This window comes from Ferrimonas sp. SCSIO 43195 (assembly GCF_023716685.1).
Taxonomy (GTDB): domain Bacteria; phylum Pseudomonadota; class Gammaproteobacteria; order Enterobacterales; family Shewanellaceae; genus Ferrimonas; species Ferrimonas kyonanensis.
Genome location: NZ_CP072679.1, coordinates 61,119 through 84,509, shown reverse-complemented (window position 1 = coordinate 84,509; position 23,391 = coordinate 61,119). Strand labels below are relative to the sequence as shown.

Here is a 23,391-nt window from a genome sequence, read left to right as displayed (position 1 = left end):
CTTGCTGAATTCAAAACTGTCGCAATTGTATCAGCTACCCGCGCCATGGCGGATCAAAAAACGGGGCCAAGGGCCCCGTCATACAGAGAGAGTGCAAAAATCAGAACTTATCCAACATCCGTTCCATCTTCTGTGCCTTGCGATCCGCCAGCTTTTGCTTCTGCTCCGCCGTCAGAATCTGATAGATCTTGTGATGCGTCTGCATCTGCTGCAACTGACGCTCGGCCATGCGAGTCTGACGGTACTGAATCAGCTCATTGGCCAGCTCAGAATTAAACTCCGGGCTCTCCAGCAATTGCTGGCGCTTCTCCATCTGCAGCTTCACGGCTTCGATGTCCGGCTTGACCCGGTTATCACGAGCCTGAGTCATGATGTCGCGCACCTGTTGTTTCTGCTCGTCACTGAGATCCAGGGAGCGCAGCATCTTGCGAATGTCGTGGCCACGACCGCCGCGGTCGTGCTTGCCTTGTTTGTGGTGGCCATCGTAGTAACCCCCACCGTAGTTTTTGTCCTGAGCGGCGACACCCGCCACTGCGGTAGCAGCCAGAGCAACGGCGGCAACGGAGGCGAGGACAACGCGTTTTGCAGTTTTCATAATCGGTTCCTTTCTGGACTGAGGTAGATGTAATCGACGTATCCAGAATATCCGCTGCAATGTTAGGCAACTGCATCACTGCGTAAAACTGTGTAAAGTAAGGCAAGTAAGCCCCGCGACACGAGTTAGGCTTAGCCTATAGAAGGTATAGGAGGGCAACAATGGGTAAGATTCTGCTGGTCGAAGATGACCTGGATCTGTGTGAGTTACTGACAGAATTGCTGCAGATGGAAGGCTTTGAGCTGACCAGCAGCCAGAATGGCCGCGAAGGGCTGGAGCTGGCTCTGAAACAGGAGTTTGACCTGCTGTTGCTGGACGTCATGCTGCCAGAAATGAATGGCTTCGAGGTACTCAAATCCCTGCGTCAGCACAGTCAACTGCCGGTATTAATGCTCACTGCCCGAGGCGATGACATCGACCGAGTGGTCGGACTGGAAATCGGTGCCGACGACTACCTGCCCAAGCCGTTTAACGACCGCGAATTGGTGGCTCGCATCAAGGCCATTTTGCGCCGCACCCACGACAAAACCGACCCTCAGACCGATCAACTCAATGCCGGGGATCTGACCCTGTTCCCCGGACGTCAGGAGGTATGGCACCAACAAGAGTCCATAACCCTGACCTCCACCGAATTTTCCCTGCTGCATGCGTTGCTTAGCCAGACCGGGCAGATCGTCTCCAAAGAGGAGCTCAGTGTGACGGTTCTGAACAAAAAGCTGATGCCTTTTGATCGCAGCCTGGACATGCACCTCTCCAACCTGCGCCGCAAACTGCCAGAGCGTAGCGACGGTCGCCCACGGGTGAAAACCGTCCGCGGCAAAGGCTACATATGGCTCGAGTAGGGGCGGGTTTGCCAAACCGGCTGTTCATCAAGCTGCTGTTGGCGTTCTGGCTCACCTCTCTGGTGATCGTCGGCGCCGTCATTCTGCTGCCCAAATTCCAGCAACTGGACGACCGTCAGCCACTGCAAACCTGGCAACAGGAGATGCTGACCAAGTCCGCCCGGCGCATTGAGCGGTTACCGATTCAGGACGTGGATCGCTTCGTTGACCGGTTACGGCACCCGGATCGCCGACCACCGCCAGGAATGATGCAGCGCCCCGAATTCAGAGACGGGCCGCTGAAAGACGATCGGTTCCGGTTTCACATCGTCACTCCCCAGGGCGGCGTCCTGGGCCGGCACCAACAGCGGCTGCCCAAGCCGGTCCGAAAATTCCTGCTGGAAAGCGAGAACCTGCAGCAGCAGTTGTCGGTGCGTTCCCGCAGTGCGGTGGTGTTTGGCCCTCAGCCCCTGACCCTCAAAGGCGAGCCCTACCTGCTGTTGGTGGAGATGCGCAAATCCCACCCACGCTCCTGGCTGTTCTATCTGCAGGACAACCCGTTGGTGTTGATCCTGGCCATGGCGCTGGCCTCGGGCATCATCTTCGGCTTTGTGGCCTGGCACTTCGGCAAACCGCTGAACGCCCTCAAACGCACCGCGCAGCAACTGGCCGAAGGCGATCTCGATGCTCGGGTCGATCGCCACATTCTCGGCCGTCGCGACGAGGTCGGCCAACTGGCCAAGAGCTTCGATGCCATGGCCAGCTCCCTCAGCACTCAGGTGCGAGAGCAGCAGCGGCTGATCTCCGACATCTCCCACGAGCTTCGCACCCCTTTGACCCGCATCCAGCTGGCCCTGGCCCTGGCCCGCAAGAAAGGCCAAGACAGCAATGAACTGATGCGTCTGGGCCAGCAGGCGGACCAGATGGAGATGATGATTCAGGAGCTGCTGCAGCTGTCGCGGTTGACCAATCAAGGCAGCGAACATCGGCAGCGGTTTGCCCTGGACAGTCTGCTGGATGCAGTGATAGACGGCGCCCGCTTCGAAGCGGAACAGCAAGGCAAACAGGTGCACACCCAGTTGGCCGATGGCTTGACCCTGGTGGGCAACGACACCCTGCTGTGCCGAGCAGTGGAAAACCTGCTGCGCAATGCCATCCGCTACGGTGAGCACCGCATCACCCTGACCACCGAACAGCGGCAACAGCGCGTGCTGATCAGCGTCGAAGACGATGGGCCCGGCGTGCCGCCGGCACAGCTGGAAGCGATCTTCAAACCTTTCCATCGCGTCTCTGAGGCCCGGGATCGTCAATCCGGTGGCTGGGGACTGGGACTGGCCATCGTTCAGGCCGCCGCCACCGCCCATCACGGCAGCGTGGCCGCCTCTCTGGGCCAACAGGGAGGACTGAAGGTCACCCTGAACCTGCCCGCCGCCTGAACAACCAGCCGGCCACCGCGCTTGCGGCGGCCGGGTTGGCTGTGTCACCATTCCGCCTTCCTAACGCAACCGGCACACCCCATGTTTGAAATCGCCTTGTACGAACCCGAAATCGCCCCCAACACCGGCAACATCATCCGCCTGTGTGCCAACAACGGCTGCCGACTGCACCTGATTGAGCCACTGGGATTTAATCTGGAAGAGAAGAAACTGCGTCGAGCCGGGCTGGATTACGGCGATCTGACCCGAGTGAGCCGCTACCCCGATTATGACGCGTTTTTGCAGGCCATGGCCGGGCGACGCCTGTTCGCGTTAACCACCAAGGGCAGCCGCCCTCACACCGAGCCAAGCTACCAACCCGGCGACGTGCTGCTGTTTGGCCCCGAAACCCGTGGCCTGCCTCAACCGGTTCGCGATGCCATTCCCGAATCCCAGCGAATTCGGGTCCCCATGCTCGGCAGCAGCCGCAGCCTCAACCTGTCCAACACCGTCGCCATCGTCAGCTATGAAGCCTGGCGCCAGCAAGGGTTTGCCGGGGCAGTGTAAGGCTCAGGCCAGCAACAGCGCCTGCAGCTCAGGCAGGCTGCGCACTTGAAAGTCCGGCACAATGCCATCCGGGCAGGGGCGGCCGTGTTGATTCAGCCAGCAGGTATCAAATCCGGCTCGCTGACCACCGATAATGTCGGAATGAGGGTTGTCCCCCACCATCAGCACCCGTTGTGCCGCCGGGTTTGCCATCAGCGACTTGGCATGATCGAAGATGCGAGGATCCGGTTTGGCCACCCCCACCTGCTCCGAGATCACCAATAGCGAAAACAGCCCCTCCAGCTCGGTATTCTTCAATCGCGCCTGCTGCAGATCGGTAAAGCCATTGGTGATGATGCCCAACTGTGCCTGACGGTGCAGCGCCGTCAGCAAGGTTCTAGCCCCGGGCAACGGCTGACACACCTCGGCCATCGCCTTCAGGAACGCCGCATTGATCTCCGCCGCCGACAAGGCCAGCTTGCTGGTCCAGGGTTCAAACCGGCTCTGCTGCAACTCCCGGGCTCCGATCTCGCCATTCTGATACGCCACCCACAACGGGCGGTTGCGCTGCTGATACTCCAGATAATGCTGCCGGTCGAAGTCACAGCCGCGGCGAGCAAACAGCAACTGCAGGCCGGCAAAGTCATCGAAATGAAACAGGGTGTCGTCGGCATCAAACAGAATCCAGTCGTAGTTCAAAATCGTGCTCCTTAAAATGTGCTGGCCCTACTCTACACAAGCGTTCGCGGCGTTATAATCACACTTTAGGAAATTCTGCATGTCCCATAGGGAATAAATGCCAAATCGAGATCCCTTTGCCAGCCTGCCGGTGCTGGTGGCCGTGGTGGAAAGCGGCAGCTTTTCGGCCGCGGCCACCCGCCTGGGCCTGACACCGTCGGCGGTCAGTAAACGCATCAACGCACTGGAGCAGCAGTTAGGGGTGCAACTGCTGCAACGCACCACTCGCAGCTTCAGCCTCACCGAAGCCGGTGACGAGTATTACCGGGACGCCCATCGCGCCTGGCAACTGATGCAGCATAGCCAGGCCAGGCTGCAACAGCGCCTCAGCCACCCACAGGGCACCCTGAGTCTAAGCCTGCCCATGGTGTTTGGCCGTCGCTACATCAGCCCATTATTGCCGCAGTTCCTTCAGCGCTATCCAGACGTCGGCATCGACCTGATGCTGGACGACCGCATGATCGATCTGGTGCAGGAGGGCATCGATGTGGCCATTCGCATTGGCCATCTGCCGGACTCCCCCCAGGTCGCGACGCGTCTGGCCCCCTGCCAATCGGTGCTGTGCGCCAGCCCGGCCTACCTGGACCTCGCCGGGATCCCGACTCATCCCGCCCAGCTCCAACACCACAACTGCCTGCACTACAGCTACTTCCTCGGCGGCAGCCACTGGCAACTGGGCAGCCATCGAGTTCAGCCGAGCGGCAACTTCCGCGCCAACAGCTCCGACGCCCTGCTGGACGCCCTGTTGGCCGGTGTCGGCATCGCCCAGATGCCCACCTTTATCGTCGCCGACTCGCTCAAGGCCGGTCGACTTGTCGCCCTGATGCCCGATCACCCACTGCCGCGCCATAACGTCTACGCCCTGAGTCCGGGGCGTCACGGCCAGCCCGCCAAGACCCGGGTATTTATTGAATTTTTACAACAGACTATCGGGCAGAACCCGCCGCCTTGGGAGCGTTGACTCCAACGCTCGACTCAGAACCAAGCTCTGAGTGTGAAAATGAATTCAGCGTTTCCTCCTTCGTTTGGCTGCCTTCAGGGCGGGTTATTCCGAACAATTCTTGACCGCAAAAAGCGTGACCTTGGTCAATAATTACCTCCAGTTTGCTACCTATACTCGGAATGGACTGCCGGATTCAACAAAGATAAAGGAGGCGACTATGCCTGAGTATCGTACCGCGCAGATAAGGAACCTGGCCCTGATGGGCCACACCGGAAGCGGGAAATCCACCCTCATCGAAGCCCTGTTGTACCGGGCCCATGCCATCAATAACCGCGGCAGGGTCGACAAGGGCACCAATCACGCCGATTTTACTGCCCAAGAACAAGCCCATCACCACAGCCTGGAACCCTCATTCCTCTCCTTCGATTACCACGATCACCACATCAACCTCATCGACACCCCCGGACTGGCCGACTTCTTTGGCCGGGCGCTGCTGCCGTTGCCGGCGGTCGAATCGGTGCTGCTGGTGGTGCATGCAGATCGTGGCATCGAAGCCGTCACCCAGCGCGCCTTCGAACACGCTCGAGAGCAGGGCAAAGCCATCGTGGTGGTGATCAACCACATCGACGATCACCTGTCCGGGCTGGAAGCCCTGGTGGAACAGATTCAAACCCGGTTTGGCCATGGCTGCCTGCCAGTCAACCTGCCGCTGGCCGACGGCAGCGCCGTCGCCGATTGCTACTTTGCACCCGACAGTAGCGCCCAGACCCTATTCAGTGACGTCACCAGCGTCCATGACGAGCTCATCGATACCGTACTGGAAGAGGACGAAGCCCTGATGGAGCTGTATCTGGAACAGGGAGAATCCCTGAGTCCGGAGCAACTGCACGCCCCGCTGGAAACCGCCCTGCGCCAGGGCCACCTGGTGCCCATCTGCTTTACCAGTGCCGAGCAAGACATCGGCCTGTCGGCACTGCTAAAAGTCCTGGTCGAAGTGATGCCCAACCCATTGGAGGCGACCCCACCCCAGTTCCTCAAAGGCTGGGGCGAACAGGAACAGCCGGTCACCATTAGCCAAAACCCAGAGGATCATGTGCTGGCCCATGTATTCCGGGTGGGCATAGACCCCTTCGTCGGCAAGATGGGGGTCGTCCGTCTGCATCAGGGCAGCATAAACACCGGTATGCGCCTGCTGATTGGCGATGGCCGCAAGCCATTCAAGGTCAGCCACCTGTTTAAGCTGCAGGGGAGTAAGCAACTGGAGTTGAAGCACGCCATCCCCGGCGACATCTTCGCCCTGGCCAAGATCGACGGCCTGGAGGTAGACGCCATTCTTCATGACAGCCATGACGAGGACCACTACCACCTGCCGAAGCTGGACCTGCCTCAACCCATCTTCGGCCTGGCGGTGAAGCCCAAGCGCCGCGGTGATGAACAAAAAATCGCCGAGGTACTGCACAAACTGGTGGCGGAAGATCCCAGCCTGCACATTGAACACCAGGAAAACCAGAACGAAACCGTACTCCAGGGCCTAGGCGACCTGCACGTACAGATCGCCCTGGAGAAAGCCAACGAGGTGTTCAACGTCGACATGGAAACCGCCAAACCTTCGGTGGCCTACAAAGAGACCATTACCACTGCGGCGGAAGCGATGCACCGGCACAAGAAGCAGACCGGCGGCGCTGGCCAGTTCGGTGAGGTGCACCTGCGCATCGAACCTCTGGGCCGCGGCGAAGGCTTCCAGTTTGAAAGCCAGGTGGTCGGCGGCGCCATTCCGGGCCAGTTCATTCCGGCCATCGAGAAGGGCGTCAAGGAGGCCATGGCTCAGGGGTTCCTAGCCAGCTTCCCGATGCAGGACATCAAGGTGGTGGTGCTAGACGGCAAACATCATGCGGTCGACTCCAAGGAGATCGCCTTTGTGGCCGCCGGTAAGAAAGCGTTTCTGGAAGCGGTCTCCAAGGCCAGTCCGGTGATCCTCGAACCTCTGGTGGACATGCACGTTCAGGTGCCCCAGGACAAGATGGGAGACATCACCGGTGATCTCAGCGCCCATCGAGCCATGGTCTGTGGCACCGAGGCGCTGGACAACAGCAGCGTCGACATCAACGTCGAAGCGCCGCTGGCGGCACTGGACGACTACGCCACCCGGCTCAAGGCGATGACCGGAGGCGAAGGCCAGTACTCCATGACCTTCAGTCGCTACGAAGTGGCCCCACCCAATGTGCAGGAATCCCTGATGCACTAAGGGGCAATCAACAACTAAGGCGCTCTTTGAGCGCCTTTTTTTGTTTTGGTGGCGGTTCACGGTCAACCCGGGTGGAATCTGATAAGCTCAATGCACACCCGATCATTCTCACTTGGATTCCAGCATGTCCCGATGGATCATTGCGGCGCTGTGCGCCTTGCTCGGAGGACCGGCCATGGCCGACTACCACACCGACTCACTGTTTAACATCAAGGGGCTGGCCATCGGCCAGGCCGCAGACCCACAGGGGCTCACCGGCGTGACCGTGCTGCGCTTCGATGGCGGCGCCACCGCCGGGGTCGATGTGCGCGGGGCCGCCCCGGGCACTCGGGAAACCGATCTGCTCAAGCCGGAGAACCTGGTGGATAAAGTGCATGCCATTGTCCTGTCCGGGGGCAGCGCCTTCGGCCTGGACAGCATGAGCGGCGTCGCCCGCTACCTGGAGGAGCAAAAGATCGGCTTCGATACCGGTGTCGCCTACGTTCCTATCGTTACTGGCGCAGTGCTGTTCGATCTGGCACTGGGGGATCCTAAGCGACGCCCGGATGCCGACATGGGCTACCGGGCTGCCGCCAGCGCTAAACGCCAGGGCCTTGAAGAGGGCAACGTCGGCGCTGGCACCGGCGCCAGCGTCGGCAAGATTGCCGGCATGGGCCGGGCCACCAAAAGCGGCATCGGCAGCTACAGCCTGACTCTGGACAACGGCCTGGTCGTCGGCGCAGTGGTGGCGGTAAATGCCTGGGGGGACGTGGTCAACGGCAATACCGTGGTCGCCGGCACCCGCAGCGAAGACGGTCAGCGGTTTGTGTCCGGAACCGACCTGATCCTGGCCGGTGCCAACGGCGAAGGCTTCGCCGGCCGCAACACCACCATCGGTGCCATTGTCACCAACGCCAAGCTGACCAAATCCCAGGCACTGAAGCTGGCCCAGATGGGCCACGACGGCTATGCCCGGGCGATTCGCCCGGTCCACTCCATGTACGACGGTGACACCCTGTTTGCCGCCGGCACCGGCGAGATAGAGGTCAGCAACATCAACGCCGTGGGCGTCATTGCCGCCGAAGTGGTGGAGCAAGCGATTCACCGGGCGGTTGAGGCCGCCACCGCCGCCGGCGGCCTGCCCGCCGCGTCCGACCTGACTCCCTGAGCAAATAAAAACGGAGCCCAAGGGCTCCGTTTCTGTATTGTCTCAGCCGCGGTGTCCACCAGGACCTCCGCCGGGCCCCCGACCACCACAATGATGACCATTGCGATGGCCGCCGCCGCTCCCGGCATCAATGACCACAGAGCCACCGTCTCCGTATATGGCAAAACTGGCCGGTCCGCTCTCATTGCTGTCTGGTAGATCCAGGTGTCCCAGGCAACTGTAGCCTACCTGATACTCCCCCTGAGGAAGAAAGCCCATACCGAAACGCCAACTGCCATCAATGGCCTGATGCACGTATGAGGTCGCCATTGGCGCCACTTTGCCACTTTCCGGCTCCGCAGCCATGTCACCCATCGCCTCCAGGGTAGTGCCAGCAGGGTACAGATACGCCACATGGCTGAATTGCCCTGCCTCATCAGCCAGGGCCGCATTATCAGCCTCACAGCCCTCAACCCAGGTAGAATCAATGCTGCCTATCAGATGGCCCATGGTCCGGTTGTCGACCCAACGCGCTCCGTTATGCAGTAAAGAGTAACCGGTTTCAGGATCGTGATGCAGGCTCTGCCTGAGGTCCAGTTCCAGGGTATAGCTGTGCTCCCCCCCCTCCTGAATGGCAATTTCACCGACGTTGATGTGGTTCTGAACCATCTGCAGGGGGTGGCGCCCTTGGGCATCATCGACGTACGACCCCTGATCGCCGCTGCCCGCCTGCACCTCAATACGCACATCATAACGCCCCACCGGCAACAACTCATCGTTCAGCAACCAGTGAGAGGCGTCCTCCTGAAACTGCATCATGTCCACATGATGATTGGCCAATTCCAGCACCAGTGGCCCTTCACCATGGTGGCCACCGCCCATTGACCCCGTCGGCGTCAAAATAATGCGATCAAATTTCAGTACCACCGCGGTAACGTCGTCTATCGGCGCATCAGAAACGCCAATCGACACTCCCTGCAACACCGGCTGTTCCGTTGGCAATGTCGGCTCCCCACCGTCACTGCCACACCCAAACAGCAAGGGCAGCAGTACCACTATCCGCTTTTTCATCATTAGCTTCCCTTTTATTAGAGTTTTCTTGATTGTACAAAAATAAAACAAGGAAACTTTGACCGAACTTGGCTTTCTTCGAGTTCAGACGAAAAAAAAGCGGAGCGCTCACGCTCCGCTTTGTGTTAGGGAAACCGCCTAGAAGCGGAAGCCGTCAGCGGCCATGGCCACTTCACGCACCGGCCCGTATTCTGCCGCCACAGAGCGGATGTCGTCGGCCTTACCGATCATCACCAACTGCAGATTGTCGTGAGGGAAGGCCCTGGCGATCAACGCCTGGGTGCGTTCCAGCGTCAGGCTGTCGACCTGATTCTGGAACTCATTGATGAACTCCGGACCGAAGCCATACAGGTACATCTGTCCCAGCAGTCCCGCCAGCTGGGACGAGGTCTCGTACTTAGGCGGAAACTGCCCCTTTACGTACGCTTTGGCGGAATCCAGGGTGGCTTGATCCACGCCTTGCTGCCACAGGCGGGCGTAGGTCTTCAGCGCCAGATCCACCGCCGCCTGGGTGTTCTTGGTGGCGGTAAAGGTGCTGATCTGGAAGCTGCCCCCGGCAGAATAGGTGTTAAAGCGGGAGCGGGCACCGTAGGTCAGACCGGCGTTGACTCGCAACTCGTCATTCAACCAGGAGGTAAAGCGGCCACCCAGGATGGTGTTGAGCACCTGCAGGGCCACGTAGTCCGGATCATCGCGGGAGACGCCCGGGCCACCAATGATAAAGGTGGTCTCGATGGCATCCGGCTTATCCACCAGCAATACCGAGGCCGCCTTCGGGTTCGGCAGTTGTTTGGCCAGCTGTGGCTTGGCCGGCGTGTTAGCACCGCGCCAGTCATCAAACAGCCCCTCCAGTCGCTGCTTCATCTGAGTGGCATCGAAATCCCCCACCAGGGTAATGGCCATGTTCTGCGGCTGGTACCAGCTGCCGTGGAAGATCTTCAGGTCATAGTTATCCATGCCAGACACCGCATCCGACTCACCGACGGTGGCATTGGCGTAGGGGTGCTCCCCATACAGCAGGCTATCAAAATAGAAGCCAATCACCTGGCGAGGGCTCTCCTTTTGCTGCGCCAACTGCGCCGCGTAGCGAACCTTGGCCTTGTCGACCTCGTCTTCGGGGAAACTGGGCTTGCGCAACAGCTCCGCCAACAGCGGCAGCATCACATCAGCGTCTTTGCTCATGAAACGCATCGACACGCTGCTGCCCTCTTTACCGGCGGCGGTGCTCAGGCTGGCCCCCAGGCTGTCAACCAGGGCCTCCAACTGTTGCTTGCTGCGCCGTTCGGTGCCCAGCAGTAAGCCATCCACGGTCATGGTGGCCAGGCCAGGCACGCTGTCATTCACCGCACCGGCACGGACGGTGGCCGAGGCGGTGATCAGCGGCACATTGCGCTTCTCCATCAACTGCAGGGTCAGGCCGTTCTTCAGGGTCACGGTCTCATACGCCGGCAGGGTAAAGGCTTTGGTCTCCACCGCTTTGAACACCGGCGCGTTAGTTTCAGGGGCAGCCACGACGTCGGTTTTCGGGGTCGTCTGGCTGCAGGCCGCCAGCATCATGGCGGCCAATGACAGGGTCAGGGCTCTCATTGATCGTTGTCCTCTTCGGCGGCCAGCACACCCACGGTGCGATTGGATTTCTTCAGGTAGGTGCGGGCAACCCGCTGCACATCTTCACGGGTGACCTTGGCGTAGGCCTCCGGAGCGCTGTACATCTTGCGCCAGTCCCCCTGGAACAGCTCGTAAGTGCCCAAGGTGTTAGCACGGCCATTGATGGTTTCCAGGGTGTCGTAGAATCCCATCAGCTTGGCGTTTTTAATCTTATCCAGTTCATCCTGAGTCACGCCGTCGGCGGCCACCTTGTTGATCTCGGTGATCATCGCCTGTTCCAGAGTGGCCGCGGTAACACCAGGTTTGGCCACCGCAAACAGGTACAGCAGGTTCGGGTCGAAACTCTCAGGGACGTAACCGTCGATGCCCAGGGCCAACTGCTGTTCATCCACCAGCGCCTTGTTGAGACGAGCGCTGTTGCCGTCGATCAGCAGCGACATCAGCACGTCCAGGGCATAGCTGTCCTGGTGCTGAGTTTCGGGAACGTGATAGGCAAACATCAGGTTGGGGCTGGTCACCGACTCCTTACGGACGTACACCCGTCGTTCCCCTTTCTGCTCCGGCTCGACGGTCCGCACCTTGGCCGGAGGGGTCTGGGCAGGAATGGTACCGAAGTAGTGCTCGGACAGCGCCTTAACCTGCTCGAACTCCACCGCACCGGCGATCACCACCACGGCATTGTTGGGAGCGTAGTAAGTCTTGTGGTACTGCTTCAGGTCATCCAGAGTCCAGGCGTAGATGTCGGACTCATGACCAATCACGCTCCAGCTGTAAGGGTGAGCCCGAAACGCCGTCGCCTTGACCTCTTCCTGCAGTGCACGCCAATTGGAGTTTTCCAGCCCGGTGGTGCGCTCCGACGCCACCACATTACGCTCACTTTCGACCATCTTGGCATCGATGTTCAGATGAGCGATGCGATCCGATTCCAACTTGAAGATGGTCTCGATGGCATCGGCCGGGAACCAGTCGGTGTACACGGTGACGTTTTCGGTGGTGTAGGCGTTGTTGGCGCCCCCGGCGGCCTCCATGGTGCGGTCGAACATCTTAGGACCGTAGTTTTTGGAGCCGTTGAACATCATGTGTTCAAAGAAGTGTGACAGGCCGGTGATGCCGGGCACTTCGTTGCGCGACCCCACCTTCCAGAACAGGTACATGTTGGCATTGGGAATGGCGTGATCCTCCAACACCAGAATCTTCATGCCGTTATCCAGGGTAAAGCTCTGCACGTCTGACGGTTCCGATGCCTGCGCCAATGCCGGCATCAAGGTCAGGGTCAGAGCCAAAGCCGGGGTGAGTAACTGTTTCACCAGACCGCTCCTTGTTACTGAAAAATTAACAAAACATCATGCCAGCCACCGGCTGGCAGAGCAAAGAATAAACGCCTCGCAATCTCATCAAATTGTTTCAAAGCCTACCGCGACAATAGCGTCACTTGGATCGACGCCAACCGCGGCGGCCCTTAAGAATGCGTCGTGAGTGACGAGTGGTTGCTGAAGTAGAGCCTTAAACGCCGTTCAAGTTCCGACGAGGCCAACGATGACGAGGGTGATCCAGGTCAGCGCCGAAACGGTTTCGGCAGCCTCTGAGGATCAAAACGCTGCAAAATCAGGCTCAATAACGGCGTTTGTTCGCTGGTCGCCTGGCGGCACTCCGCCTCGATGGCGGCCACCAGTTGCGGCGACAACGCCTCGATGGCCTGGTGCAGATCGCTGCCGGATTCGGCGTAATGGTAGGCCGCCTGTAACAGGGTCGCCCCCTCCACCAGATCGGCATCGGGCACCTCGTTGTCGAAGATGGCCAGACTCAACTCAAACATCGCCCTGGGCAGGCCGGCATAACGAATCGCCTCACGGTACAGGTGGCTGGCACGGGCCGGGTCCTGAGGCAGCTGGTCGCCGTCCAACAGCACTCGAGCCAGGTCGGCCATGGCATCGGGATAGCGCTGCTCGGCGGCTTGCTGCAACCACTGCATCGCCTGCTCGGTCTCCGCTTCTTCCTTATCCATCAACATCAAGGCCAGATGATACTGTGCCACCGGGTAGCCGGTACGGGCCGCCTGGGCGGTATAGAGTTCGGCCTTTTCGGTATCGGCCACACCGTCGACGCCCTGATGGTACAACACCCCAAGGTTGGCCATGGCTTCGGCCTGATCCTGCTCCGCCGCCAGCAACAGGTAGCGCTCTGCCAACACCAGGTTTTGCTCAAAGGCGGTGCTACTGGAGAGATAGAAATACCCCAGCAACGCCTGGGCCTGTGCCAAACCGGCATCGGCCGCTTGCTTCACCAGTTCCTCACCGGCTTCCTGATCCTGACGATCGCCATGGCCGTGGATCAGCGCTACCCCATGTTCAAACCGAGCGCCATCATGGTGATCACAGGCCTGGGCAAACCAGTAACTGGCCTGCTTCAGCAGCGACGCCGAGGCATCCAGATTGATATCGGCACTGTCGTTGGCGATGGCAAAGGACAACTCCCGCTCCCGCTGCATCAGCCCCTTGGCCTTCAGAGAGATCCCCACCAGGTATTGGGCCTGATGATCCCCCTCCATGACGGCGCGATAACACAGCTCCCGCCCCGCCACCTGATCCAGCGCTTCAAACTGCCACTCCGGCGGCTGTTGGCCCTTAATGGTGGCAAAGCAGCCGTCCATCAGGTTGGCGGCGATCTCCACCGCCTTCTGTGCCAGGGTCACCAACTGCTCCTGAGACAGGCGGTACTTTTCGGGGTGGGCGCCCTTGTTACCCTCAGAGCGCAGCTTGTGAATCTGCCGGGCCAGGCGCACATCGATGGCCTTGGCCCGATTCAACACCTCGATGCGATCGTAGAGATTTTTACTTTTAAACTTGATGTCGACGGCACCGGCCAGCAAGTCGACCAATTTATGGGCCACGCTGCGCAAGTGGATCAAGGCAAAGGTGGGCACATCCAGGCAGTAACTGCGTGCCAGACGGTAATCATCGACCAAACCGGCATCCAGCCGCCTTGCCAGTTCCAAATCGTTTATTGCCACCCTTACCTCTGCTCGTCAGACACCGATATGCCACCCTCGGCAATTCGGGAAGCCAGTTTAGCATGGGCGCGGCGATCCAAGGGATAACGCCACGCCAACAAGACCATCGGCAACAACAACAGACAAGGCCAACCGGCAAATCCCAGCTTTAGCCCTTTAATCGCTTCGGCACTGAGTGCCTGCTCGGCGTTAAAACCAAACCAGGCGGGAATAAACATACCGATGGCACCACCGACGCCTTGGTTGATTTTGAGAATTAATGCCTGAAAAGCAAACAGAATTCCGGCTCTTGCCTTGCCGTTATAAACAATGTCCACGTCCACCAGATCGCCAAGCATCGACGGCAGCACCAGCGCCGACAATCCCACCAAAGACCCGAAGGCGGTCATGGCCATTATCATGGCCGTCAGCGCCTGCGGTCCGGGCTCAATGCGAATGATCAGCAACAGCACCCCGATCATCCCCAGTGCCGACACCGCCCACAGCTTGTGTTTGTCCATTCGACGTAACACCAGCAGCCACAGCGGCATGCTCAGGGCCATGGCCAGAGTCATGGGCAACGCAATTTTGGGAATGGCATCCCCCAATTCCAGATACTGACTGGCGTAAAGGACAAACAGCCCGGACACCGCACCGGTAGCCAGTCCAAACAGAATCTGGGTCAGCAGCAGGTGTTTCAGGTAAGGCAAGGTCACCAGCATGGCCGGCAGATCCCACAACCGGACGCGGCGGCAATGAGGCTGCGGTGGTATCGTCAGTCGCCAGTTCATCAGCAACACCAGCAGCGGCAGCGACACCGCCACAAACCCGGCCAGCATCCGCATCACTTCCGGATCAAAACTCCGACCACGTCCCAGCAACAGCGGGAAAGCCATAAACAGCACCCCGCCGGCAAAGCCCAATATTTGGCGCCACAACGAGATACGATTGCGCTGTTGATAATCGTGGCTGAGTTCTGCCGAGATGGCGCTGTGGGGGATCTCCACCAGCGTCCAGCCAAGGGCCAGCAACAGATACCAGCTCATCAGGTAGCCGATGCCACTGTCGGCAGCAGGGGTAAACAGCTGCCACACCGCCAACGCCGACACCAGCGCCCCGACCATCATCAGCGGCTTGCGACTGCCAAATCGGTCCGCCACCAAGCCAATCAGCGGATCGGTGATGCCATCAAAAAACCGGGTCACCAAGGTCACCGTGGCCATGGCACCCAGGGTGACGGCACTGAACTCGATATAGAAATTCGGCAAAATGGCCGCCGTCGGCGACATGATCATCGATAAAGGCAGGTTCACTAACCCGAAGAGGATCAGCACCCGAGTAGGGACAGACTGGGGCATAGAGGCGGCGACGTTAAATGCAAGTGCCGCCATTGCACCACAGTCTGGGAGAAATGTCTGTGATCGCCGCGTATCAGGCGCCTTCGGCAGTGGCGGTCATGACGCTGTCGCCTTCCGACTGAGCCAGCAAAGCCAACTCCTTGTCGACCATATACAGGCCCTGGCCGCTGTCACCCACCAGCTGCAGCTTATCCAGAACCGACTTGAACAGCTTCTCCTCTTCATGCTGTTCGGCCACATACCACTGCAGGAAGTTGAAAGTGGAGTAGTCCTGATTACTGAAGGCGGTGTGGGCCAACTCGTTGATCTTGCGCGTCACCAGTTGCTCATGCTCGTAAGTTTTGGCGAACAGCTGACTCAGGGTCTCAAACGCATGGTCCGGGGCCTCGATCTGGCCGATCATCGGCATGCCACCCGCCTCGCTGACGTAGGTAAACAGGCGACGCATGTGCTGCATCTCTTCGTCGGCATGGGCACGCATAAACTCCGCCGCCCCCTCAAATCCCTTGTCTTCACACCAGGCGCTCATCTGCAGATACAGGTTGGAGGAGAAAAACTCCAGGTTAATCTGCTCATTAAGCTTGTCGATCATCGCACTAGACAGCATGGTAGCCACACTCCGGTTGGTCATAGGTTACTGGCCCTCATTGTTGAGGGTTACGACCCAAATATCAACCTGGTTCAGTGGTTTCACGCTTCAGCGCCGCCGCTGGCAGCGATGCCTCGAGCCCCGTGGCCAATTCGACCCGGTTGCGACCGCCCTGTTTGGCTTTATACAGCGCATCGTCGGCGTCTTTCATCAGTGCCTCTATGGTCATCTTGGCTCCCTGAGTGCAGCTGACGCCGGCCGAGAGCGTAACCTGCCCCAACGACTGGCCGGCGTGGTTGTACTCCATGGCCGCTACCGCCGCGATGATCTTCCTCGCCAACTCCTGGGCCCCCATCACTTCGGTATCCGGGCATATCACCACCAACTCTTCACCGCCATAGCGGCACACCAGATCCGACTTTCGCACCTGATTGCCAATCTCTTCTGCCACCAATTTGATGACAAAATCGCCGGCATCATGGCCAAAGGTATCGTTAAAACGCTTAAAGTGATCGATATCCAGCATCAATATCGACAATGGCGCATGCTGGCGGGCACTCAACGCCAACTGATTTTCCAGAAACTCGATCATATGGCGACGATTGAACAGGCCGGTAAGCGGATCCCGAATCGCCTGCTGACGCAGATTGTCTCGCAGACGGATATTGGCCAGCGCCAATCCCACCTGCTCCGCCAACGACTCGGCCATGGGTCGACTGTCCAGCATCAATGCCTCGTCCAGAAACGACAGTTGTAACACCCCCAGGGCTTCCCCTTGGGCCAACAAAGGAATGCACAGTTGGCAGCTGCGGTCGTCACGGTAATGTTCACAGTGAATCTCCAGCCCCTCCTCCCGACTGAGATGGGCGTGCCCCTTGAGCAACGCCCAGCATTCATCGGCACTGAATCGATCCCGCCCTCCCCAGGGCCCTCCCCAACTGGCCACCAGCTCCAGTTTGCCTTTGGGCACCTTCAGCAGGGCGATGGCCCCGGACGTGCCCGGCAACAACTGGCTGGCGATGGGCTCCAGCACATGGCAGGCGCCGCTGACGGAGGTACAGGCGGACATCAGGCTCCCCAGGCGCTGCAGCATGGTAAGTTCCCGGGTTCTCGCCACCACGGTCACCTCCAGAGTCTCGGTTTCGGCGGCGGTCTGACGCCGCATCCAGCGACCAAAGACGATGCTGGTCAGCGCAATGGCCACCAGGCAGCCGGCCCATACCAACAGCACCCAGAAGCGCAACATCAGCACCAGGTTATCCAGACGGGCAGAAGGCTCAGACACCAGTACTACCGACCCCGCCGAATCTCCGGAGTCGACGCGGGCGGTCACATAATGCAGCCGTTGCTGACGCTGCGGGTCAAACCGATAGCGCCCCCCTCCCTCCAGTTCGGCTCCCTGAACGAGGCGTTGACGCTCTTCAAGGCTGAAACGGCCACTGAGGTCCTCCGCCTGCCCTTGGGAGTCGGCCAGGATGTTTCCTTGGGAATCCAGCACCAGCATTTGGCTGCCGGAGCGGTCTATCACCTGAGCCAGCAAACCGTCCAGCGACTCTTCCGGTCGCTGCTGATGATGCCGAACCATGCTGACCCCCAGCTGCGCCAGATGGTGCAGGCGCGCTTCGGAATGGCGATGCAACCGATGCTCATACAACAGCGAGACCATCAGCAGGGCGACCGACATCATGGCGATCATGGCGGCCATAGGAAAATAAAGGAATACGCGCGAGTTGAACATCCATCATCCCTGAGTCAGCGAGCGACCTTCCTGGTCAAGTTATTGGTAAGTATAGAAACTCTTAGATATTTCGCGTGCTAACAACCGACTCATTCCGGTGTTTTAAAACCAAGCTGCCCAAGAGAAATAAAAAAGCCAACAAAAACAGCATCAAAGACACTATGCCATCGACGCAGCGCTGCTCAGGGCCGAAGGAAGCCCAGCAACCCTGGCTGACTGCGGCGGTAAGCGGCCAGAGCCCCGGCAATGGCCGTCGGCATCGGTTCTGTTGCCGTCTCCGGGCATTGAAAACCCAGATTGAGATAGAAAGACTTGAGATGCTGCAGGGCGAAGCACCACACCGGCGTTTCACTCTCCATAAGCAGACGACGCAGCAGTTCGGTGGCCACCCCCTGACGACGTTCGGCCTCATCCACCAGCACGCCCCGCAGCACCCAGTGCGACTCCAGCGGTACCCGGCGCGCCACGGCCACTATCCGCCCCTGCCGACGGGCCACCCACACTCGCTCATGGCGCCGGCAGCGGTCTTTGCCTCCCTGACTGCGATAAAACCGATCCGCCAACGGCAGTGCTTCCACCTCAAGCGGTTGGCAAATCAAATCAGGACAGGACATGTAAATCTCCGCTGCAAACTTCACAAAGGCACAAAAACGACTATAAATGCTAGACAGGCAGGCTTCACCGTGGAGGTCAGTATGTCATCCCCTATGCAGGAGCGGCGCCAGCAGGATCGACGCCAGAACGGCGATCGCCGGGCGGAACCCCGGGATGCGGACGCCAGTACCGATCGACGCCGCGCACTGGGGCGACGCCAGTACGATAAGCTACCCACCAGTCCTCGCTAGCCCTGGGTCATGGCCGCCTTGACGTACACATCGAAGCGGTTTTTCTTGGTCTCTATGGCCATGGTGGCAGCCACACCATTCAGTGGCTCGGCGTAATCCGGCCGCTTGACCACCACCCGCTTTGCGGCCAGCGACAACGCCGGCGTCAACAGGTCGTCGGCATCCTCATCGCTGCCCACCAACTGCTGGAACACCCGCATCTCCTTTTTCACCAGCGCTGACTTGGCCCGGTGCGGGTACATCGGGTCCAGGTACACCACATCCACATCCTCCTCGATGTCCGCCAAGGCGTCGATGCTGTTGCCCGGAGCCAGAGACAAGCGTTCGCTGACCCAGACCCCAATTTCCGCATCGGCCCGAGCCCGGCGCAGGCCATCTTCCAACAGCGCCGCCACCACAGGGTGACGTTCGACCATGATCACCCGGCAGCCGAGGCTGGCCAGCACAAAACTGTCCCGCCCCAGGCCAGCGGTACCGTCCACCACGACGGGGGTCACGCCACTTTTCAGACCCACGGCCTTGGCAATGGCCTGACCTCGGCCGCCGCCGAACTTGCGCCGGTGAGCACTGGCGCCCTGTACCAAATCCACACAAATGGCGCCCATCTTGGGCTGCGCCCTCAGTCGCAGACACAGCGCACCCGACTCATAGCCAAGGGAGAAAGGGGAATCAGGATCCGACTGCAATTGCCAGCGGTTTGCCACCTCCTGCAGCAAGGAATCAGGAGCGGAGTCAAAATCAAGGAAAATCGGAAACATGGGCCACCCGGCGACTAAGCTAGGGGCGGAGTATACCAAGGCCGGGGAAGCCAAGGCCAATGGCGGTGATACAATTGGGCCCCGGGGAGCGTCTCCCCGGGGCCCAGGCGGCAACCCTATGTGGTCACAACCGTATTAGGCGGCGTCGAGTCCGAACACCGGCTGCTCGATCAGTTCGCGACCCAACTCAAGCGCACCCTGACACTTCTGCAACCATTCGCTGCCTTCCAGAGCTGGACCGTTGGCACAGCGCACGATGTCGGCCAGGACGTTATAGAATTCACCGTCATTGGTCATTACCCCGCAAGGAACCAGAGTCTGGCGGGAAGTCTGCAGCTGTGCGCCCAGCACCGCGGCGCGGCCACGGGCAATCAGGCGGGCACGCTGTTCATCGCTGATCCGGAAGCCTTCGCCATCGGCCTCAACCAGGGCGGCGTCCAGTTGCTGATCGAACTCTTCAGAGGCATCTCTGAGTGCGGCCACACGCTTATCGGCGGCGCGGCGCCACAAGTCGCTGTAGCACACCAGCAACTCCAGCTGAGCCAGGATGTCGTCATGGGCCAGACGCTGCTGCTCCAGCACCAACAGGCTAACGAAACGCTCCAGACCAGACAGCTCAATGGCGTTCACCTTCTTGGCAAACTCGCTGCGACGACCCAGACCTACCTGCACCAAGGCCGCCATCATGTCTTCTTTGCTGATGAAGTGACCGTAGAGGGTACCGACAGAGCATTCGGCGGCACGAGCAACATCGGCCATACGAAAGTCCAGAGCCCCTTTGCTGCTCGCAGTGTTCAGGGCAGCCAACAGAATGCGGGTTTCCCTAACCTTGTATAAATCAGATTTACTCATCGTCCTTTTACTCCTGTTTGCCAGAGCACGGCGCTCTCCCGGCACGATGCGGATATATAACCAGAATTTAGTTACCCCTTCCGAGTTATAGATCACACTTACAGAAGCAATTCCATTAGTAAACAAAGGGTTGCGAAACTTTATCGGTGAAAAATGATGTAGGTCAAAATATCATTCAAGGTGCACCTTCAGCCCTGCCACCAGTGACTCAGAAAAACAAGTGATCAAATTGGCACCATCCGGGCTACAGCGGCGCCGGCAGCGACTTTCTTGAATCGGGGTGGTAAAAATTTGACCAGGATCGAACATCCTTCAATCGCCATGTAAATGTTCTGTTATCCCCGGCCGATATCGGTTAATCAATGGGTCACATTCATTGGAGTATTGCGCGTGATCCGAATCACCCTATTGCACCTGTCCCTGCTCTCCTTCAGCGCCTGGAGCGTGTGTGGGGATCTGTGCCAGTGGCTGGACGGTTGGTTTGACGACTACCTGACCCCGGTGAACTACAACTACGCCCACGCCTCACTGGCCAGAATTCACGCCACCGACCAATCCGGCTTGCAACTGGCCGCCGGCGCACTGACCCAACTCAGCGAAACCTGGCTGCTGGATCTCAATGCCGACATGAACTGGCAGCAGCAGGGAGGCCAGCCAATGACCGAGGCCAGGATCAATCGATTTCAGGGGCGGCTGGATTACCGCCTGCACCACACCGACAACTGGGATTTTCTGGCGGGCATCGGCACCAGCATCGCCCAATGGCGCCATCAGGAGCAGGAGTCCTTTTCCATCGATCCGGTGGTTGCCGTTCAGGCCCGGGGCAATCTGGCAGAGCGGCTGGACCTGGAGCTGCGCTATCAACTGGGCGACCAGTTTGATCACAGCTGGAACGTCGCCAGCATTGGCATGGTGTTCTACCCGGTGTCTCAGGTGGCGTTCAATCTGCGCGGTGAGCGTACCGATGCCTCCGACAACCTGATTCTGGAAACCCGGTTTCTGTTTTGAGCCTACCAACAAACAGGGGCCCGAATGGGCCCCTTAGCGTGAATCGATTGGTATCAGGCGGCGATGCCGCTGTGGCGTAACAACGCATCAATCTGCGGCTCCCGGCCGCGGAAACGGGTAAACAACGCCATCGGTTCTTCACTGCCTCCCCGCTCCAGGATGCAGTTCAGGAAGTCGGCTCCCACTTCGGCACTGAAGATGCCCTCCTCCTCGAAACGACCAAAAGCATCCGCCGACAGCACCTCTGCCCACTTGTAACTGTAGTAACCGGCGGCATAGCCACCGGCAAAGATGTGACTGAAGCCATGCTGGAAGCGATTAAACTCCGGCGCCTTGATCACCGACACCTGCTGACGCACCTCATCCAGGGTTTGCTGAATCCGCTCACCTTGTTGCGGGTCGTACTCCAGGTGCATACGGAAATCGAACAGAGAGAACTCCAGTTGACGCACCATCATCATGGCACTCTGGTAGTTCTTGGCCGCCAACATCTTATCCAGCATCGCCTTGGGCAGCGACTCACCGGATTGGTAATGACCAGAGATAAACGCCAGCGCCTGCTCCTGCCAGCACCAGTTTTCCAGGAACTGGCTCGGCAACTCCACCGCATCCCAGGGCACCCCATTGATGCCGGCGACGCTGCTGGCATCGACCTTGGTCAGCATATGATGAATGCCATGACCAAATTCATGGAACAGGGTCACCACCTCATCGTGAGTAAACAGCGCCGGTTTGTCGCCCACCGGGCCATTGAAGTTGCAAGTCAGGTAGGCCACCGGGCTCTGCAGGCCGCCGCCAGGCAGTTGCCGACGACCGCGGCAATCGTCCATCCAGGCACCACCACGCTTGTGCTGGCGGGCAAACAGATCCAGATAGAAACTGCCGCGCAACTCGCCCTGGGCGTCGTGAATATCGAAGAAGCGCACGTCCGGGTGCCAGCTGTCGACCCCCTCGACCTCAGAAACCCGAACGCCAAATAGCTTTTCTACCGTGGTAAACAGGCCACTCAACACTTGATCCTGCGGGAAGTAGGGGCGCAGCTGCTCATCGGAGATGCTGTACAGGTGCTGCTTCTGTTTCTCGGCAAAGTAACCGATATCCCAGGAGTTCAGCGCTTCGACGCCATGATGCTCACGGGCATAGGCGGTCAGCTGCTTCAGCTCTTGTTGCGCCTGCGGGCGCGAACGCAGCGCCAGTTCATTGAGGAAAGACACCACCTGAGTCGGCGCTTCCGCCATCTTGGTGGCCAATGACATCTCCGCATAACTGTCAAAACCCAGCAGCTGAGCCAGTTCGTGCTTCAGTTGCAGCATCTCGGCCATCAGCGGACTGTTGTCGAACTCGCCAGCATTGGGGCCGGTGTCCGATGCCCGGGTACAGAAGGCGGTGTACACCTCCTGGCGCAGCTGAGCATCGTCGGCGTAGGTCATTACCGCCAGGTAAGAGGGGTACTCCAGCGTCAGCAGGTACCCGGATTGACCGCGCTGCTCTGCCGTCTGCCGGGCAGCGGCAATGGCACTGTCTGGCAACCCGGCCAGCGCCTCAACCTGATCCACCTGCTTTGACCAGGCATTGGTCGCGTCCAGCACGTGGTTGGCGTACTGGCTGGACAGTTCGGACAGGCGCATGCGAATGTCACCGAAGCGTTTCTGCTTGTCGTCATCCAGACCGATGCCGGACAGCTCGAAGTCACGCAGGGCATTATCGATCACCTTCTTCTGCGCCAGCGTCAAGGTGGCGTACTCATCACCGGCTTTCAGTGACTTATAGGCCTGATACAAGCCCTTATGCTGACCTACCCAGGTGCCGTACTCGGACAGCGCCGGCAGGCAGGCGTCGTGGGCCGCCCGCAGTTCATCATTGCTAACCACCGAGTTCATGTGGCTCACCGGAGACCAGATCTTACCCAGGTGATCGTCGCTTTCATCCAGTGCCTCAACCAGCGAGGCCCAGGTATAGGGGGCGCCTGCTGCCACCACCTGTTCAACTTTATCCCGGCACGCAGCCAGTGCCTGTTCCACCGCACCCTGAACGTGCTCCGGCTTGATGGCGGAGAATTGTGGCAGGTCGACGGTGTTGAGTAGCGGATTGGTCATGCAAGCTCCTTGTCAAAAATCACCCTGTACAAAGGGTAGTGCGCTCCCTA

21 protein-coding genes are annotated in these 23,391 nt (G+C 59.4%); 8 read left to right on the top strand and 13 right to left on the bottom strand.

The window, feature by feature from the left end; all coding sequences use genetic code 11:
• Positions 1-100 precede the first annotated feature (100 nt).
• Positions 101-595: a Spy/CpxP family protein refolding chaperone gene (locus J8Z22_RS00385; protein WP_028112565.1), complete on the bottom strand. Its 495-nt coding sequence runs from the start codon at positions 593-595 to the stop codon at positions 101-103.
• A gap of 161 nt (positions 596-756) precedes the next feature.
• Between J8Z22_RS00385 and J8Z22_RS00380 the strand changes: the two genes are divergently transcribed.
• The 3 genes from J8Z22_RS00380 (at position 757) to J8Z22_RS00370 (ending at position 3,398) form a co-directional block, all read left to right on the top strand.
• A complete protein-coding gene (locus J8Z22_RS00380) occupies positions 757-1,437 on the top strand; it encodes a response regulator (RefSeq protein WP_028112564.1) in 681 nt (226 codons plus the stop codon).
• Complete coding sequence (locus tag J8Z22_RS00375) at positions 1,425-2,852, top strand: ATP-binding protein (protein ID WP_252008306.1); 1,428 nt, start codon at positions 1,425-1,427, stop codon at positions 2,850-2,852. The genes J8Z22_RS00380 and J8Z22_RS00375 overlap by 13 nt, the downstream gene beginning before the upstream one ends.
• Before the next feature lie 81 nt (positions 2,853-2,933).
• Positions 2,934-3,398: a tRNA (cytidine(34)-2'-O)-methyltransferase gene (locus J8Z22_RS00370; protein ID WP_252008304.1), complete on the top strand. Its 465-nt coding sequence runs from the start codon at positions 2,934-2,936 to the stop codon at positions 3,396-3,398.
• A gap of 3 nt (positions 3,399-3,401) precedes the next feature.
• Here J8Z22_RS00370 and yjjG read toward each other — a convergent pair whose 3' ends face one another.
• A complete protein-coding gene (yjjG, locus tag J8Z22_RS00365) occupies positions 3,402-4,076 on the bottom strand; it encodes a pyrimidine 5'-nucleotidase (RefSeq protein WP_028112561.1) in 675 nt (224 codons plus the stop codon).
• Between the two features lie 97 nt (positions 4,077-4,173).
• Here yjjG and J8Z22_RS00360 point away from each other — a divergent pair, with 97 nt between their 5' ends.
• The 3 genes from J8Z22_RS00360 (at position 4,174) to J8Z22_RS00350 (ending at position 8,450) form a co-directional block, all read left to right on the top strand.
• On the top strand, positions 4,174-5,076 hold the full coding sequence (locus J8Z22_RS00360; protein ID WP_252008303.1) for a LysR family transcriptional regulator: 903 nt from the start codon (positions 4,174-4,176) through the stop codon (positions 5,074-5,076).
• A 199-nt stretch (positions 5,077-5,275) separates the two neighbouring features.
• Complete coding sequence (fusA, locus tag J8Z22_RS00355; protein WP_028112559.1) at positions 5,276-7,303, top strand: elongation factor G; 2,028 nt, start codon at positions 5,276-5,278, stop codon at positions 7,301-7,303.
• A gap of 124 nt (positions 7,304-7,427) precedes the next feature.
• The gene (locus J8Z22_RS00350) at positions 7,428-8,450 is read left to right on the top strand and encodes a P1 family peptidase (RefSeq protein WP_252008300.1); all 1,023 of its coding nucleotides are present in this window, start codon (positions 7,428-7,430) and stop codon (positions 8,448-8,450) included.
• Positions 8,451-8,492: 42 nt separating this feature from the next.
• Here the strand turns inward: J8Z22_RS00350 and J8Z22_RS00345 are convergent, their stop codons facing one another.
• The 8 genes from J8Z22_RS00345 to J8Z22_RS00310 form a co-directional block, all read right to left on the bottom strand.
• Entirely contained in the window at positions 8,493-9,500 is a 1,008-nt protein-coding gene (locus J8Z22_RS00345) for a DUF4382 domain-containing protein (protein ID WP_252008299.1), read from the bottom strand.
• 138 nt (positions 9,501-9,638) lie between these two features.
• Complete coding sequence (locus J8Z22_RS00340; protein ID WP_371878071.1) at positions 9,639-11,087, bottom strand: M16 family metallopeptidase; 1,449 nt, start codon at positions 11,085-11,087, stop codon at positions 9,639-9,641.
• Positions 11,084-12,370 (bottom strand): pitrilysin family protein, encoded by a 1,287-nt coding sequence (locus J8Z22_RS00335; protein WP_051252606.1) that lies wholly within the window; start codon positions 12,368-12,370, stop codon positions 11,084-11,086. Before J8Z22_RS00335 ends, J8Z22_RS00340 begins: the two co-directional genes overlap by 4 nt.
• Positions 12,371-12,663: 293 nt before the next feature.
• Positions 12,664-14,118 (bottom strand): DUF4145 domain-containing protein, encoded by a 1,455-nt coding sequence (locus J8Z22_RS00330; protein ID WP_252008294.1) that lies wholly within the window; start codon positions 14,116-14,118, stop codon positions 12,664-12,666.
• Positions 14,119-14,120: 2 nt separating this feature from the next.
• The gene (locus J8Z22_RS00325) at positions 14,121-15,488 is read right to left on the bottom strand and encodes an MFS transporter (RefSeq protein WP_252008292.1); all 1,368 of its coding nucleotides are present in this window, start codon (positions 15,486-15,488) and stop codon (positions 14,121-14,123) included.
• A 40-nt stretch (positions 15,489-15,528) separates the two neighbouring features.
• Positions 15,529-16,062, bottom strand: coding sequence for a non-heme ferritin (gene ftnA / locus J8Z22_RS00320; RefSeq protein WP_028112554.1), 534 nt, complete (start codon positions 16,060-16,062; stop codon positions 15,529-15,531).
• A 64-nt stretch (positions 16,063-16,126) separates the two neighbouring features.
• Positions 16,127-17,782 carry a diguanylate cyclase gene (locus tag J8Z22_RS00315; RefSeq protein WP_252008290.1) on the bottom strand — a complete coding sequence of 552 codons (1,656 nt, stop codon included), beginning with the start codon at positions 17,780-17,782 and terminating at the stop codon, positions 16,127-16,129.
• Positions 17,783-17,964: 182 nt separating this feature from the next.
• Positions 17,965-18,396 (bottom strand): GNAT family N-acetyltransferase, encoded by a 432-nt coding sequence (locus J8Z22_RS00310; RefSeq protein WP_252008289.1) that lies wholly within the window; start codon positions 18,394-18,396, stop codon positions 17,965-17,967.
• A gap of 81 nt (positions 18,397-18,477) precedes the next feature.
• On the opposite strand from J8Z22_RS00310, the gene J8Z22_RS00305 reads away from it, so the two are divergent.
• Positions 18,478-18,627: a hypothetical protein gene (locus J8Z22_RS00305; protein WP_156896977.1), complete on the top strand. Its 150-nt coding sequence runs from the start codon at positions 18,478-18,480 to the stop codon at positions 18,625-18,627.
• Here the strand turns inward: J8Z22_RS00305 and J8Z22_RS00300 are convergent.
• A complete protein-coding gene (locus J8Z22_RS00300) occupies positions 18,624-19,385 on the bottom strand; it encodes a class I SAM-dependent methyltransferase (RefSeq protein WP_252008287.1) in 762 nt (253 codons plus the stop codon). The two genes, J8Z22_RS00305 and J8Z22_RS00300, sit on opposite strands and share 4 nt — an antisense overlap.
• Before the next feature lie 135 nt (positions 19,386-19,520).
• Positions 19,521-20,237, bottom strand: a complete 717-nt coding sequence (locus tag J8Z22_RS00295) for a TetR/AcrR family transcriptional regulator (protein WP_028112551.1) — start codon at positions 20,235-20,237, stop codon at positions 19,521-19,523.
• Between the two features lie 390 nt (positions 20,238-20,627).
• Here J8Z22_RS00295 and J8Z22_RS00290 point away from each other — a divergent pair, with 390 nt between their 5' ends.
• Positions 20,628-21,245 (top strand): hypothetical protein, encoded by a 618-nt coding sequence (locus J8Z22_RS00290; RefSeq protein ID WP_252008285.1) that lies wholly within the window; start codon positions 20,628-20,630, stop codon positions 21,243-21,245.
• A 53-nt stretch (positions 21,246-21,298) separates the two neighbouring features.
• Here the strand turns inward: J8Z22_RS00290 and prlC are convergent, their stop codons facing one another.
• Entirely contained in the window at positions 21,299-23,341 is a 2,043-nt protein-coding gene (gene prlC / locus J8Z22_RS00285) for an oligopeptidase A (RefSeq protein ID WP_252008283.1), read from the bottom strand.
• Positions 23,342-23,391: the final 50 nt, after the last annotated feature.

Bases quoted from the DNA above. Each gene is read 5' to 3' on its own strand.
- J8Z22_RS00385 (WP_028112565.1), bottom strand. From the start codon at position 595: ATGAAAACTGCAAAACGCGTTGTCCTCGCCTCCGTTGCCGCCGTTGCT.
- J8Z22_RS00380 (WP_028112564.1), top strand. From the start codon at position 757: ATGGGTAAGATTCTGCTGGTCGAAGATGACCTGGATCTGTGTGAGTTA.
- J8Z22_RS00375 (WP_252008306.1), top strand. From the start codon at position 1,425: ATGGCTCGAGTAGGGGCGGGTTTGCCAAACCGGCTGTTCATCAAGCTG.
- J8Z22_RS00370 (WP_252008304.1), top strand. From the start codon at position 2,934: ATGTTTGAAATCGCCTTGTACGAACCCGAAATCGCCCCCAACACCGGC.
- J8Z22_RS00360 (WP_252008303.1), top strand. From the start codon at position 4,174: ATGCCAAATCGAGATCCCTTTGCCAGCCTGCCGGTGCTGGTGGCCGTG.
- fusA (WP_028112559.1), top strand. From the start codon at position 5,276: ATGCCTGAGTATCGTACCGCGCAGATAAGGAACCTGGCCCTGATGGGC.
- J8Z22_RS00350 (WP_252008300.1), top strand. From the start codon at position 7,428: ATGTCCCGATGGATCATTGCGGCGCTGTGCGCCTTGCTCGGAGGACCG.
- J8Z22_RS00345 (WP_252008299.1), bottom strand. From the start codon at position 9,500: ATGAAAAAGCGGATAGTGGTACTGCTGCCCTTGCTGTTTGGGTGTGGC.
- J8Z22_RS00340 (WP_371878071.1), bottom strand. From the start codon at position 11,087: ATGAGAGCCCTGACCCTGTCATTGGCCGCCATGATGCTGGCGGCCTGC.
- J8Z22_RS00335 (WP_051252606.1), bottom strand. From the start codon at position 12,370: ATGCCGGCATTGGCGCAGGCATCGGAACCGTCAGACGTGCAGAGCTTT.
- J8Z22_RS00325 (WP_252008292.1), bottom strand. From the start codon at position 15,488: ATGGCGGCACTTGCATTTAACGTCGCCGCCTCTATGCCCCAGTCTGTC.
- ftnA (WP_028112554.1), bottom strand. From the start codon at position 16,062: ATGCTGTCTAGTGCGATGATCGACAAGCTTAATGAGCAGATTAACCTG.
- J8Z22_RS00315 (WP_252008290.1), bottom strand. From the start codon at position 17,782: ATGTTCAACTCGCGCGTATTCCTTTATTTTCCTATGGCCGCCATGATC.
- J8Z22_RS00310 (WP_252008289.1), bottom strand. From the start codon at position 18,396: ATGTCCTGTCCTGATTTGATTTGCCAACCGCTTGAGGTGGAAGCACTG.
- J8Z22_RS00305 (WP_156896977.1), top strand. From the start codon at position 18,478: ATGTCATCCCCTATGCAGGAGCGGCGCCAGCAGGATCGACGCCAGAAC.
- J8Z22_RS00300 (WP_252008287.1), bottom strand. From the start codon at position 19,385: ATGTTTCCGATTTTCCTTGATTTTGACTCCGCTCCTGATTCCTTGCTG.
- J8Z22_RS00295 (WP_028112551.1), bottom strand. From the start codon at position 20,237: ATGAGTAAATCTGATTTATACAAGGTTAGGGAAACCCGCATTCTGTTG.
- prlC (WP_252008283.1), bottom strand. From the start codon at position 23,341: ATGACCAATCCGCTACTCAACACCGTCGACCTGCCACAATTCTCCGCC.